Raw genomic sequence first — 13,562 nt, 5'->3', positions numbered from 1 at the left:
GTGGTTTCTGGAATTCAGCAATCAACGCGGCGTTAGGGAAGCGTTCGAAAAATGGTTGCCCGGGAGAGCAGCGACGCCCCCAACAAGATTACGCCGATTAACAGCGGAGTCCGATAGCGTTCATCGTATTGTAGGTAACGCTGTTCGGTGACTTTGGTGCGTTCCATCTTGTCAATCTGTTGGTAGATACCGACCAAGCTGTCGCGATCGGTCGCCCGAAAGTACTCGCCGCCTGTTTTATCGGCGATCATTTTTAAGGTGTCTTCGTCAAGCTCGACCGGTATTTCGGCCAAGATACTGCGACCGGTAAACGGATCGATGGTAGGAAACGGCGCCCGGCCTCGGGTCCCAGTTCCAATACAGTAAACCTTGACCCCGCTGGCTTGGGCCACATCGGCGGCCTGTTCGGGATCGATGACCCCGGCATTGTTTGAACCGTCGGTCAGCAGAATGACGACTTTGGATTTCGTTTTGCTCCGCCGAAGGCGTTCGACAGCGAGTGCCAAACCGTCGCCGATCGCGGTACCGTCTTCTTGACGCGAATCGGCGATCTGTAACTCGTCTGCCATGGATACCAAGTTGCCATGATCCAGCGTCAGCGGGCACAAGCTATCAGCGAATCCCGCAAAGGCGATCAATCCAATCGCGTCATCGTCACGGCCTTGGGTGCCGGAATCAGAATCACCCAAAACGAACTGGCGAAAGACTTCTTTGACGACCTGTAAACGGTCAACACTGTAGTCTCCTTCGACTAGATCACGTGCCTTCATTGAACCCGAGCGGTCGACCACCATCATGATGGCGATCCCTTCGCGGGAAACTTTACTTTCCGCATTCGGCGTTCGCGGTCCAGCCAGCGCGACGATGATGCACGCAACGGCAAGTGACATCAGCACAGCGGGTAGTTTCGCCAACCAAACTCGAATGGCCCGTGAGCCATGATCGGGAATCTGCAGCGACGAAAAACGCAGCACGTTCGGATTCGCCACGGCCATCGCATAGATCAGCGGCAAGAAAAGCAGTAGCCACAAGAATCCAGCGTTTCGGAATTCAATGTCCGGCATCCTCGCCTCCTTGTCGGGTTTCAAGAAGAAACCGTCGTGCCGTTTCGATCGAACGATGGGTCTCGTCCGATGATGGCTTTGCGCCGGCGAATTTGACGAGGTCGGCGTGTCGCAAAAAGTCGTGCAACAATCCTTGGTGCTCTGACGAAAAGTCAGGCGAATTGCTGATCGACGCGAGAAACTCGTCGGTGGTTAATTCGGGAGCTCGCATCTCGAAACGGTCTTCGATGTATTGCCGAATGATTGCGGTCAGCTGGACATAGAATTGATCGATTTGTTGCTCGGTCTCACGCGGGCTTTGCAGGAGTTGTTCCAAGCGACCGTTGGCGATTTCAAATGCCGAACGACGTCGTTCGCGTTGACGCGATCTCACCCACAACACAATCGCGAGTGCGCTCACCAGCGTCATCACGCCGATCGCAAATCCCCAAGCGACACCCGAACGTTTGTTGGTCGCGTTTGGCAATGGATCCAACCGTCCCAGCGGCGGTACCAGCTCGTCAGTCGATTCCGATGGCAAGACGCTCTGCACGTCGAACTTGATGCGATCAGTAAGGATTTCGTAAGCGTCCAAATCCTCTGGCGTAGTCTGTTTACCTTCGCGACGATCGATGTACTCGACCAAGATAGGCGGGACCACTTGCGGCCCCGAAGATGGAAGGTCCAACCGATAGGTCTGTGTCGCAATGACGCGTCCTTCGTCATCGATCGATTGTCGCGGTGCGAAGTCGACGATCGAAAAACGATTGAGCGCCGAACCGAAATCGGGCATCAAGACTTCGACATCTTTTTCGGCTGTTACCGCGATCGTCAACTTGACCGTGTCACCAATGATCGGCGACTTTGGTTGAAGCGACACACGCACGGTTACCGGTCCGGAAACTCGTTCGCTGGTGATCGTCTCGGTTTCATCCGCGGCGGCAATGACGAAACTTGCGTGCTGGCAAAGCATCAACAGCAGCAGGCCTTTGGCTACAAGATTACCGTTCACCCTCGCATCCTCCGTTGACGCATGTGAAAGAATTTCACCAGCGGGTCAACGACATCGCCTCCGGCATCGATGTGAATGAAGTCGATCCCAGAAGCGGCGAATTGACGGCGAAGGCGATCGATGCGTTGGTTGCAGTGCGATTGGACTTTGTCACGAAAAGCAGAAGAGGAGGTGTCATATTGCCGGACTTCTCCGGTTTCGGCGTCTTCCAGATTGACCAAACCGACGGCAGGTATCTCAAGCTCAGTCGGATCGGTCACCAAGACCGCGATTACATCGTGCTTTCGGTTCGCACTTTGCATCGGTTTAATGTAATCGTCGTCCAAGAAATCACTGATGACAAAACAGATCGTTTTGCGAGTCGTCACCGACATCAGGAATTCCATCGCACCGGCAATGTTGGTGGCTTGACGTCCGGTGCGCCACCACGCCCGTCGTCCAAACATCGGCAACCACCGCCGCTTCGAACGCGACGGGGTTTTCACGGCGTCTTGCTTGGCTTCGACCTGTCCATGGGCGAGGACTTCGCGGATGACTCGCAGCGAGTGCTTACCGCCTTTGCGAGCGGGAATGTATTGTTCGATGTTGCCATGAAAGAGCGTCAAGCCGATCTTGTCGTCACTCTGGTTGGCCGAGAACGCGAGCAGGGCACTGAGCTCCGCAGTGGCTTCGCGTTTGCTGCGTAAGTTGGAACCGAAGTCTTGCGAAGCAGAGACATCTGCCATCACCATCAGCGTCAACTGACGGTCTTCGATGTATCGTTTGACATACGGCTCACCGACACGCGCGGTCACATTCCAGTCGATCGTACGGACATCGTCACCGGGGACGTAGGGCCGAACTTCATCGAATTCGATCCCACGACCTTTGAAAACAGATTCGTACTGACCGGCCAAGACGTCAGCGACTTGGCGACCGGTTCGAATCTGAATGTCGCGGACACGGCGGATGACTTCGCGTGGCAGCATGGTGAATGAGTTTCGGATTCCTGGAGACAGCTTCCCAACGACGCGCGATGACAAAACGGCAGCGTTTTGTCGCTGAACCAAAATCAGGGAACGGGGACGTTGTCCAAGATGTCACGCAGGATGCTGTCGACGGTTTTACCTTCTGCTTCGGCTTCATACGTCAGCACGATGCGATGCCGCAGCACGTCCGGGGCGAGCGATTTAATGTCATGCGGGGTGACATAGCTGCGTCCGTCCAAAAACGCATGTGCCTTGCCGGCTTTGAGCAGGAAGATCGAAGCCCGTGGACTGGCCCCCATCTCAATCATATTCTCAAGCGGCCCGCCGGCCCCATCGCCGAGCTGTCGTGTCGCCCGGACCACATCGACGGCGTAGTCACGAACCTTTTCATCACACCAAATTTTTTCGACCACCCCACGGATCTCCATGATCTCTTCGGGCGTGGCGACGGGGGTGATTTCGGGGACCGGTTTACCACCCGCGATACGATCAACGATTTTGCGTTCGTCGTCTCGACTGGGGTAATCGACAGTCGCTTTCAGCATGAAGCGGTCGACCTGCGCTTCGGGCAGTGGGTAAGTCCCTTCCTGCTCGATCGGGTTCTGCGTCGCCATCACCAAAAAGGGTTCGCCGAATCGGAACGTTTCGGTACCGATGGTGACCTGTTTTTCTTGCATCGCTTCGAGCAGCGCCGCCTGGACCTTGGCCGGTGCACGGTTGATTTCGTCGGCGAGGACCAAGTTGGAAAAAATCGGTCCCTGTTTAACGCTGTAGGTTGCGTCCTTGGGATTAAAAATCTCGGTGCCAATCACGTCAGCCGGAAGCATGTCCGGGGTGAATTGGATCCGTGAAAAATCGGTCCGGATCGCTTTGGCAAGGGAGCTAACTGTCAGAGTTTTCGCCAAACCCGGCACGCCTTCGAGCAGCACGTGACCACCGGTAAGCAGTCCGATCAAGAGCCGCGACACCATTTTGTCTTGGCCGACCAACAGACGCCCGACCTCGTCGGTCAAACGGCTGCAAATCTGCGCGTACTTTGCAATCTGTTCGTCAAGTTGCGGGGCGTTCATTCGATTGAAAACGGCAAACGTTGATGGGGATTCAAATCCGGTCATTGTCAGCCTAACCGGTTTCACTCCACAAACGAAGGGCGGGAAGGGTTCGCCCGTGACACGGCAAGATGGATGCGGTGCCACGGGCGAACACTTCCCGCCCTGAAAACCTCGTCAACGGACTGTCTGCGACAAAGCGTTCCTGCGAGAGTGCGACCCTCCCGCAGGGGCTTTGCTACAACGACAGTTCTATCGGATCGATTGGGAGCGGCCTGTTACCGCGTCTTGATCTCGATTTTCTTTGGCAGCACCTCGGGCCGCTTGGCCAAGGTCACCGAAAGCACACCATCGACGTACGACGCCTCGATGGAATCGGGATCGACCGAATCGGGCAACGGGATCACGCGGCTGACTTCCCCCCAGTGGCGTTCGTCATGCAGATACTTGCGTGACTCCGCGTCGTCCCGTTTGCGTGTCGCGGTGATTGCCAGCTGGCCATCATTGAACGACACGTCCAGATCTTCGTGGCTGAAACCTGGCAGGTCCATCTGGATGTGGAATTGCTCGCCTTCTTCCCAAATGGAAACGGGCGCCGACCACTGCCGTCCGTTGCTACGTACAGCTTGACCACCGACGACGGGTTGAAACAGACGATCGAACAACTCATCCATCTCGCGGCTCGCCATTGCCAAAGGGCTGGGACCGAGCGAGCGAGACAGGGACGAACTTAACTTACTCATGGTTGCAATCCTCCAAATCACTCGTTGGAACCGAACGTTACTTTCCGAGGTTCTGCAATTTTGACAGACGCCTCAACGAACATTCCAACAATGCAAGCAGTATGCCAATTCGTGATCGTTCCGCTGCCTCGGATGCACGACTTTTGACTCCAAGGTTAGAATTGATCATCTGGTCATCATTGTTTGGTCTTGAGAGCAAACCGTCACGTGGCCAACCCAGCCCCCTTTCAGCCGACCGAAGTCAGTCCTTGGACGATGCAGATCAAGTGCCCTCATTGCCAATCAAAGCTTACGCTTGCGTCCCCCAAGCCAGGGCGATACAAGCCGAAATGCAAACGATGTGGTGAGCCATTTGTGCTGCTGGTTTCGGATGACGATCCCCCAAAGATTCGCGTCGGCATCGCCAAGTCGGACGGCAAGCGAAATCCACAAACCGGGTCTTCGCAATCGTCTTCTCATGCCAGCACAAGCGGGACTTCCAAACTGACCAATCCGGTCGTCGATCCCAATCGCACACGATCCGGGTCCGAACAGACACTCGACCAAACGATGGAAGCACGGCACACCACATCACGTGCCGAATCGTCCGACCTTTCGTTTCAAAGCGACAAGCCGCAAACGCGAAGCGGTAAGAAGCTGCCAGCGGCAAGCCCAATCGACGCGTCTAATGCTGCCGATGCCAGCGACGATGATGACTTCGGCTCGGACCCGTCTGACATCCCAGCGCGACTGGGCGGATACCGGCTGATCCGCATGCTTGGGCGAGGAGCCATGGGCGCGGTCTATCAAGCCAAACAGATTTCACTCGATCGCGACGTCGCGTTGAAAACCATTCGCGGACGCTTTGCGAAGAACCCCGCTTCGCTGGCACGATTCACGCGTGAGGCCTATGCGGCGGCACAACTGACGCACCATAACGTCGTCCAGATTTACGACTTTGGTGAAGACGCCGGCTTGCATTACTTTTCGATGGAATGGATCCGCGGCGGTTCCCTCGCCGACCTCGTTCGCGAGAAAGGACGCATCGCACCAAAACTTGCCGCGACGTACATCTTGCAAGCGGCACGGGGACTTCAATATGCGCACCGCAATGGGATGGTTCATCGCGACGTCAAACCGGCAAACCTGCTGCTTGCCGACGATGGCGTCGTCAAAGTCGCCGACCTCGGCTTGGTCAAGATTCCTGACCAAGTCGACCCGGAGCCGATTCAAGACGCGACGCTGTTAAGCGGATTGCAGAGCGGCACCCAAGTCACCATGCAGGGAACGGCCGTCGGCACGCCAGCCTACATGGCCCCCGAACAATCAGCGGATTCCAGCACGGTGGATCACCGCGCCGACATCTACTCGCTCGGATGCAGCCTGTTTTACTTGCTCGCTGGACGGTCGCCCTATTCCGGCGAAGAACCGGCCGATGTGCTTGAACAACACGCCAAGGCAGCCTTGCCGGACCTTGCCGAAATCAATCGACACGCGCCCAAAGAACTCGTCGCAATTGTCTCGCGTGCAATGGCGAAACGCCCCAGCGAACGCTATGCCTCACTGGCGGAGATGATCGATGACTTGCACATTTTCTTAGGCGTTGACTTCACCGTCGGATTTTCGCCCACCCAAACACAAGCCGACCGCTGGGAAGAGTTGGCGGCGGCCTATGCAAAAACACAGCGTTTGCGAAGCTGGAGTGGCGTGTTGTTCGCGTGCTTTGCACTGCTGTCACTGGTCGGAACAGTCGCCGTTCCCTTCGCGTCACTTTCGCTGTTGCTATTGTGCCCGACGATGTTCGTATCGGCTTGTGCCGCAGTCGTCTTCTTTGGCGGGATAGCTGGCACCGACCCGTTGGCGAAGTCGCTGCGAGCCTGGTTCGAAACCCTGTCGTTATTCGAACTGATAGCGATGGGGGTTGTCGCGATCGCGATTCCTTTTGTCATGGTGATCACGGGGCTTTGGCTGGGCGTGATCATTGGGCTGGCACTTGGGATCGGGCTGGGAGCGGCGTATCACTTTGCGCTGGTCGCGACATCGATCAAGTCAGGACAAGCATCGCTTGACGAAGCCAAACGGTTCATCCGTGACCTGCGAATCGCCGGCGTAGAAGAAAACGGTCTGCGTGACTTCGTCGCTCGTTTTGCCGGACAGCATTGGCAACCGACCTACGAAGTCTTGTTTGGGTACGAGGCCTTACAAGCGACCCGCACTCGCTTGAAGGGCGATCACTCATTCACCGGGCCGATCGATGGCGGCACGATCCGCGATCGCTTGTATCGCAACCTTGCCGAGCGTACGAAGTCGAAACGCGAAGCCAAGGACCGCAAGAAGCTCGCGGCTCTGGAACAACACGCACTCGTCAGCCAAGGTGTGTCTGCCAAAGAAGCCCACGAACAAGCTTGGCAGGTCGCGTCGGCAGTGATGGAAAGCGTTCAAAAAGTCGTCGACAGTTCTCCCGGAAACGAGCGTGTGCAAGCCGAAGCCAAGCGTCAACGGATTAAGGCGATGTTGGCCGACGCACGCAGCGGAAAATACAAACGACCGCGTGACAAACACGCCAGTTGGAAGCTCGCTTTGTCCGGATACACACGGATGCTGACGGGATGCCTGTTGCTAACCGTGTTTTCGTTCGCGTTGCAAGCGTCTGAACTATTTGACCAAACCTCTGGCACTGAAAACTCGGCGGCCTTCAATCCCGTCAGCGCGTTTCGCCAAGGCAAACTATCGCTTCACGAGATCCCCGCTGACCTCACCACGAATGCCCTCGGCATCACAACAAATCTGTGGTCGATCGGAATGGCCGGGGTGCTGCTGTGCATGTCAGCCTTTGTTTCTGGGTGGCGGATGTCGCCGTTTGCACTCGTGGCAACACTGGTAATCCTGCTTGGCCCGACACTGGGAATTCCGGCGATCGAGATCCCAGGAATCGTGTCACTTCCCGCCTGGATTGTGGCGGTTGCCGCTGCCTTGGTGATCTATCTTCCCGGTGCGATTTATGGCGAAGAGCCGGAGCGATAGCACAGTCGCTATTTCTTGGTCGATAGGCCGAGCTTTTGCATCCAGCGCGTCGTCACGCCGTTTTCGGTGTCGAGCGCAAGACGCTGGGCAAGATCTTCGACTTGGCGTTTCAAGTTGTCGTTAACCTTTTCAAGTTCGACGGTGCGACGAGAAAGCTTTGCCCGCTCAAGCGAAGCACGAATTTCGACTTCGCGAAGCTTCTCTTCCACGCCGTGCTGCAACTGTGTCAGCCTCTCTCGCTCTTGAACGACGAGTTCATCGGCCGACAAGATCGCTTCGACCTTGGGATCGGAATGCACAATGTCCGAGTGATCCGTTGCCGGGCTGCCGGCATGACGCGCCATCGATGCTTGATCTTGACCGAGAGCTTCGAGTGATTGCTCCAACGACTCGGCAGAGTGTTTTAAGCCTTCGATCTCGGCAACATAACGCAACGACTGCTGCTGCGATTGCTCTTCGATTTCGCGAAGTCGAGTGATCTCGTCATACAACTGCTCGATGTATTCGATCGCATCTGCAACTGTCAAACATTTGGCGTTGGCCTGTGCTACCGATTCTGGCTTTGCCAGGCTTGGTGCTTTCGGCCCGGACTTTGATCCATTGAGATTGGAAATAAATTCTTCCGCGTCGAACGAGCCGTTCTCCAACTGCTCGATGATCTGCTGCTTTCGTTCTTGCCAACTGGTTGCCGAACTAGATGCCGTCGCGGAGAGGGACGGTGTTGGCGTTTTCGCGGGAGCGCGTGACTTGTCGGCGTCGGCGACTTTGGACGCCAGCTTGGAGTTTTGTTCTTTCAGGAGGCTGATGTCGTCGTAGGCACCTTGTAACTGCCGACGCAGCGATTCGTTCTCTTCACGCAGGCGATCGTTTTCATCCAAGACAGCCAACGTGTCATCGCTCACGTCACTGATCGACTCATCCGAGTCAGCGTCCACTTGCTCCAATGCGGCAGACATGACCAGCATGTCACGTGGAGACGGATCGTCTAAATGCCCCTCTTGGCGAAGACGCACGATCAGACGAGAGAGCAATTCTGAGTTTTGCTCGATAGCCGACAAGACACCATCGACCGCGTCAACATCGTACGAATGGGCTGCGGTAGCAACCTCAGACGACGATTCATGCGGTGACTGTAGGGCCTCGTGTTCAGCGGTCATGGTGAAAAGATTGAGAATCGCGACAGGGCGATTGCGTGCCCCGTGGTGCTTGATTTGCCTTGGAATCGAGCTCATCAATCAAATCGACAACTCGACAAACTGATTTACGTCGCGACAATAGGTTCGTCAAAAAAGTAGAGGGCCGAGAGACGCCCTGGTGAAGGGAAACCCATCCCTGCTGCGGGAATTCAATGGCCAAAAAGAAGCAACAATCGACACAAAGCGACACCCAAACGATCGATTTTGAAACCTCACTTCAGGAGGTGGAAGCGATTGTGGAGCAGCTCGAAAGCGGAAATCTCGGCCTTTCGGAGTCTTTAGGGCAGTACGAGCAGGGAATCGCGAAAATAAAGCTCTGCCATCAAGTTTTGGAACGAGCGGAACAAAAAATTTTACTGCTCACCCAAGTCGACGAGGACGGCACGCCCCACACAGAGTCTGTCGAGCCCACCGAAACGAGCGGCGAGTCGACTAAAACGACTGGCACCCGAGCGAAACGAAAAAAACGCGATTCTGACAACGTGGACGACTTGGGAGGGCTTTTTTAGACTCTACCATGCTCGCGAACCAGTCTCGCCCCTCCCCAACCCGTCTCTGATCGCTTGGCCTCTTCCTCCACCGACCACCAAAACGACTCCGCTGCCGGCTCCCCAGCCGCAGTGGACTCTTCTACACCGATCAAAAGTCAGTTCGAGCAAGCGATGCGTGAATTCCGCCCGCTTGTCGAACAGGCGCTTCATGATGCAGTCGACGAAGCCTGCAACGGGACCGCCGAAATGGCACCGTTCACACAACACCCGCTCAACCGCTGCCCCGACGTGCTGGCAGATGCGATCCGGTACGCACTGCTGGCCCCCGGGAAACGCCTTCGGCCGGCACTGGTTTTGATGGCAGCTGAAACCTGTGGTGGCGACATCCGCGACGGACTTCCAGGTGCTGTCGCCGTGGAAATGATCCACGCCTATTCGCTGATCCACGACGATTTGCCCGCGATGGACGACGATGACCTCCGGCGTGGCCGCGCGACTGTCCACATCGAATTTGACGAAGCCACCGCAATCTTGGCGGGTGACGCGCTGCAGCCGATGGCATTTGCACACCTTTGTCGGCACATCGAAGACCCCTCTCGGCTGGCAACCGCTGTCAACCTCCTGGCGGTAGCCGCCGGCCCGGCAAACCTAGTTGGCGGGCAAGCGGACGACTTGGCAGCAGAAAGGGAATGCAATGAACATCCGAATGCCGATGAACGTAAAATCGATGCTTCGGCTGCGGAGGATGGACGGCTCGAGAAATTGCGGGCAATCCATCGCCGCAAAACAGGGGCGTTGTTTTCCGCTTCATTGCAGCTTGGTGCGGTGCTAGCCGGCGCAAATGACTCGATGCGTCAATCGCTCGCGGACTACGCGTGTGACATCGGCCTGGCATTCCAAGTGGTCGATGACCTGTTGGATTACACTGCGGACGAAAGCGAACTCGGTAAACGAGTGCAAAAAGACGCGGGAAGAGGCAAGCTGACTTACCCGGCGATCATGGGACTAGACGGTGCCCGTCGCCATGCGGGTGAGCTAATTGAGTCTGCGAAGCAGCATGTTTCGGTTTTCGGAAACGCTGCTTGGCGGTTAAACATATTGGCCGACTATGTGTTGGCCAGAACTCATTGACCCAAGACACTCAACAACACCAACGGATTGGTGCACAAGCACGCGAACCATGAAGAAGGATGGGCAATTGACAGAAGCTTATCACCCGCACTTGGCCGACCTGAAGAACGCCAGCGCCCTGAAGAATTTTTCCAATGACCAATTGGAAGCGACCGCGAGCGAGATTCGCGACGTGCTGTGCAACCTGCTCGCCACGCGCACGGCTCACTTCGCGTCGAACCTGGGGGTCGTGGAACTGTGCTTGGCGCTGCACTGCGAGTTTGATTTTCGCACGGACCGTTTGATCTGGGACACCGGCCACCAGATCTATCCACACAAGCTGATCACCGGTCGCTATCACGAATTCCCTTCGATTCGCACCCAAGGCGGATTGATGGGATATCCGAACCCGGCCGAAAGTGAATACGACCTGTTCATGACGGGCCACGCCGGCTGCAGCGTCAGCACTGCGGTCGGCTTGCGAAGCGGTGACATCCTGGTTGGCGAAGAGCAGCGTCGCACGGTTGCCGTGATCGGTGATGGCGCCTTCCCAAGCGGAATTGTGTTCGAAGCGCTCAACAATGCGGGAGAGCTGGAAGACGATCTGACAATTGTCCTGAACGACAACAAAATGTCGATCTGCCCACGCGTCGGTTCCGTCGCGGGCTACCTCGATCGCCTGCGCAGCAATCCGTACTACACCGGACTGAAAAGCGAGATCGGCAAGCTGCTGGAACAGATCCCGATGCTTGGCGACCCGGCCGAGCGTTTTCTGGCACAGATGAAAGAAGGTGTCAAAGCCGGCTTCCTCGGTGGAATGTTGTTTGAAGAGCTCAACATTCGCTATGTCGGCCCAATCGATGGCCACGACATCCCATTGCTACGAAAGTACATGGCGATGGTCCGCGAGATGAAAGGGCCAGTGCTGCTGCACGTCGTCACGGAAAAGGGACACGGGTACAAACCCGCTGCCGCCGACCCTGTTTACTTCCACACGCCACCGGCGTTCGAAGACTGCGACGGCAAACCGGTTGCCCGCAAAAGCGACGGGTTACCAGCGTTTACCAACCACGCTCGCGATTCGATCAGCAAAGCGATGGCCGCCGACGAAAAGGTCTCGGTCATCACCGCGGCAATGTGCCAGGGCAACAAGCTGGAACCGGTCCGCGAGAAGTTCCCCAATCAATTCTTTGACGTCGGGATCTGCGAATCACACGCTGTCGCTTTCGCAGCCGGTCAATGTAAGTCCGGTGCTCGGCCGATCGTCGATATTTACAGCACGTTCTTGCAACGCAGTTATGACCAGATCTTCCAAGAAGTCTGCCTGCAAGACCTGCCCGTCGTGTTCATGATGGACCGCGCAGGACTGACCGGTCCAGATGGCCCGACGCACCACGGCGTTTACGATATCGGCTACATGCGAATGTTCCCGAACATGGTCGTGATGGCACCAGGTTACGCGCAAGAGCTGGACATGATGCTTACCGCAGCACTGGGGCACGAGCATCCGTGCGGTATCCGCTACCCGAAAGCTTCGGCGATGCAATTGGAAAACACGCCGGCTCCGATCGAAATCGGTAAAAGCGAAACGATCCGCGAGGGCGAAGACGGCACCATCGTGGCCTTCGGCGCGATGCTGGAGAACGCTTTGGCCGCCGCAGACCTACTTGCCGGCGAATTAAATCTCCGCGTGATCAACGCCCGGTTTGCCAAGCCGATCGACCGCGACATGGTTCGCGACACGATCGAAAACGGACGCTTTGTCGTCACGCTCGAAGAGCACACCGAAGTCGGCGGTTTTGGCACCGCGTTTCTGGAAGCAGCCGTCGGTGACCGACTCGATACACGGTCGGTTCATGTCGTCGGTTTGCCCGATCGCTTTGTCGAACACGGTGACCGCAACGACTTGTTGCACCAATGTGGCTTGAGCCCGCAAGCGATCGCGGATCGCTGCCGCACGGCGGCAAAGGAAGCGGGACTCGACCATGCACTCAGTTCGTCGTCAATCTCCGCAAAGTAACGACGGGCAATCGTTCTCAATCGAGCACTATGTCTGACCCAATCGAATCCACGGCGTCACACGGTAAAACTTGGCCGAGTGACGAAGGTACGGTCCCTCGCGTTGTCATTCTTGGTGCTCCCGATCGGGATCGTGTTCGTACCGAATCGATCCGTCTTCGGCCGATCATCGCCGCACATGCGGAGATCGTGGCCGAAGACTATGAATTCGAGTATGCCTTTGGCGATCCCGGTATCGATTTGGTCATCGTTCTCGGCGGTGACGGATCGATCTTGCAAACGGCGCGACAACTCGAAGGCCGTCCGATCCCTGTGCTCGGCATCAACTGCGGCAGCCTCGGTTTTCTGGCGGCGCTTTCCCCCGACGACTTTTTGGAAGTCTGGCCGAAGGTGTGCAACGGCATCTTTCGCGTGATCGATCACCTGATGTTGGAAATCAGCTTGATCCGAAAAGGCAAAACGATCGCCAAGCAACTTGCGCTCAACGAGGTCGCCGTGCTCGGCGGACCACCATACCAGATCCTAGGCATCGACCTGTTCGCCGACGGAAACCTTGCCACTCGATACCGCTGCGACGGATTGATTCTGGCAACGCCGGTCGGATCGACAGCGCATAACCTTTCGGTGGGTGGACCGATTTTACGCCGCAATTTACAAGCGGTAGTGATCTCGCCGATCAGTCCGCACACGTTGACCTATCGTCCGCTTGTTGATTCGGCAGATACGGTGTTTGAGCTTTCCGTTGGCGATCCAAACGAGTCGACCAGCGTGGTGGTCGACGGCCGAATTTTAAGCCAGCTACTGCCAGGTGATCGCGTGGTTGTGCGTCGCTCCCAAAGTTCTTTCGAGATGCTTTCTGTACCGGGGCAGAATGACTATCGCACCCTGCGTGAGAAGCTCGGTTGGGGCGGTTCGCTGTGATCCGCTA

General features: G+C 56.6%; 11 protein-coding genes. 5 read left to right on the top strand and 6 right to left on the bottom strand.

Annotated features, from left to right (window positions below):
• Positions 1 to 32: 32 nt before the first annotated feature.
• The 5 genes from CGZ80_RS02615 to CGZ80_RS02595 all read right to left on the bottom strand — a co-directional run bounded on the left by CGZ80_RS02615 (position 33) and on the right by CGZ80_RS02595 (position 4,815).
• Positions 33 to 1,064 (bottom strand): VWA domain-containing protein, encoded by a 1,032-nt coding sequence (locus CGZ80_RS02615; RefSeq protein ID WP_094411211.1) that lies wholly within the window; start codon positions 1,062 to 1,064, stop codon positions 33 to 35.
• Positions 1,051 to 2,055: a hypothetical protein gene (locus CGZ80_RS02610; RefSeq protein ID WP_094411210.1), complete on the bottom strand. Its 1,005-nt coding sequence runs from the start codon at positions 2,053 to 2,055 to the stop codon at positions 1,051 to 1,053. The genes CGZ80_RS02615 and CGZ80_RS02610 overlap by 14 nt, the downstream gene beginning before the upstream one ends.
• Entirely contained in the window at positions 2,052 to 3,023 is a 972-nt protein-coding gene (locus tag CGZ80_RS02605) for a DUF58 domain-containing protein (RefSeq protein ID WP_094411361.1), read from the bottom strand. The genes CGZ80_RS02610 and CGZ80_RS02605 overlap by 4 nt, the downstream gene beginning before the upstream one ends.
• Positions 3,024 to 3,106: 83 nt before the next feature.
• Positions 3,107 to 4,093 carry an AAA family ATPase gene (locus CGZ80_RS02600; protein ID WP_094411360.1) on the bottom strand — a complete coding sequence of 329 codons (987 nt, stop codon included), beginning with the start codon at positions 4,091 to 4,093 and terminating at the stop codon, positions 3,107 to 3,109.
• A 257-nt stretch (positions 4,094 to 4,350) separates the two neighbouring features.
• Entirely contained in the window at positions 4,351 to 4,815 is a 465-nt protein-coding gene (locus CGZ80_RS02595; protein WP_094411209.1) for an Hsp20/alpha crystallin family protein, read from the bottom strand.
• Between the two features lie 207 nt (positions 4,816 to 5,022).
• Here CGZ80_RS02595 and CGZ80_RS02590 point away from each other — a divergent pair, with 207 nt between their 5' ends.
• Entirely contained in the window at positions 5,023 to 7,818 is a 2,796-nt protein-coding gene (locus CGZ80_RS02590) for a serine/threonine-protein kinase (RefSeq protein WP_094411208.1), read from the top strand.
• Between the two features lie 8 nt (positions 7,819 to 7,826).
• On the opposite strand, the gene CGZ80_RS02585 is transcribed toward CGZ80_RS02590, so the two are convergent.
• Positions 7,827 to 8,975 carry a hypothetical protein gene (locus CGZ80_RS02585; RefSeq protein ID WP_143543706.1) on the bottom strand — a complete coding sequence of 383 codons (1,149 nt, stop codon included), beginning with the start codon at positions 8,973 to 8,975 and terminating at the stop codon, positions 7,827 to 7,829.
• Positions 8,976 to 9,166: 191 nt separating this feature from the next.
• On the opposite strand from CGZ80_RS02585, the gene xseB reads away from it, so the two are divergent.
• The 4 genes from xseB (at position 9,167) to CGZ80_RS02565 (ending at position 13,555) form a co-directional block, all read left to right on the top strand.
• Positions 9,167 to 9,523, top strand: coding sequence for an exodeoxyribonuclease VII small subunit (gene xseB, locus CGZ80_RS02580; protein WP_094411206.1), 357 nt, complete (start codon positions 9,167 to 9,169; stop codon positions 9,521 to 9,523).
• A gap of 111 nt (positions 9,524 to 9,634) precedes the next feature.
• The gene (locus tag CGZ80_RS02575; RefSeq protein WP_233148181.1) at positions 9,635 to 10,636 is read left to right on the top strand and encodes a polyprenyl synthetase family protein; all 1,002 of its coding nucleotides are present in this window, start codon (positions 9,635 to 9,637) and stop codon (positions 10,634 to 10,636) included.
• A 49-nt stretch (positions 10,637 to 10,685) separates the two neighbouring features.
• A complete protein-coding gene (gene dxs / locus CGZ80_RS02570; RefSeq protein ID WP_233148180.1) occupies positions 10,686 to 12,635 on the top strand; it encodes a 1-deoxy-D-xylulose-5-phosphate synthase in 1,950 nt (649 codons plus the stop codon).
• 29 nt (positions 12,636 to 12,664) lie between these two features.
• Positions 12,665 to 13,555, top strand: coding sequence for an NAD(+)/NADH kinase (locus CGZ80_RS02565; protein WP_094411205.1), 891 nt, complete (start codon positions 12,665 to 12,667; stop codon positions 13,553 to 13,555).
• Positions 13,556 to 13,562 lie beyond the last annotated feature (7 nt).

Source organism: Rhodopirellula sp. MGV (genome assembly GCF_002251265.1).
GTDB classification, from domain to species: domain Bacteria; phylum Planctomycetota; class Planctomycetia; order Pirellulales; family Pirellulaceae; genus Stieleria; species Stieleria baltica_A.
This window is presented reverse-complemented; position numbering and strand designations above follow the sequence as displayed.

What these genes read in the sequence shown, in the direction of transcription:
- CGZ80_RS02615 (WP_094411211.1), bottom strand. Translation starts at nt 1,064, where the DNA reads ATGCCGGACATTGAATTCCGAAACGCTGGATTCTTGTGGCTACTGCTT.
- CGZ80_RS02605 (WP_094411361.1), bottom strand. Translation starts at nt 3,023, where the DNA reads ATGCTGCCACGCGAAGTCATCCGCCGTGTCCGCGACATTCAGATTCGA.
- CGZ80_RS02600 (WP_094411360.1), bottom strand. Translation starts at nt 4,093, where the DNA reads ATGAACGCCCCGCAACTTGACGAACAGATTGCAAAGTACGCGCAGATT.
- CGZ80_RS02595 (WP_094411209.1), bottom strand. Translation starts at nt 4,815, where the DNA reads ATGAGTAAGTTAAGTTCGTCCCTGTCTCGCTCGCTCGGTCCCAGCCCT.
- CGZ80_RS02585 (WP_143543706.1), bottom strand. Translation starts at nt 8,975, where the DNA reads ATGACCGCTGAACACGAGGCCCTACAGTCACCGCATGAATCGTCGTCT.
- xseB (WP_094411206.1), top strand. Translation starts at nt 9,167, where the DNA reads ATGGCCAAAAAGAAGCAACAATCGACACAAAGCGACACCCAAACGATC.
- dxs (WP_233148180.1), top strand. Translation starts at nt 10,686, where the DNA reads ATGAAGAAGGATGGGCAATTGACAGAAGCTTATCACCCGCACTTGGCC.
- CGZ80_RS02565 (WP_094411205.1), top strand. Translation starts at nt 12,665, where the DNA reads ATGTCTGACCCAATCGAATCCACGGCGTCACACGGTAAAACTTGGCCG.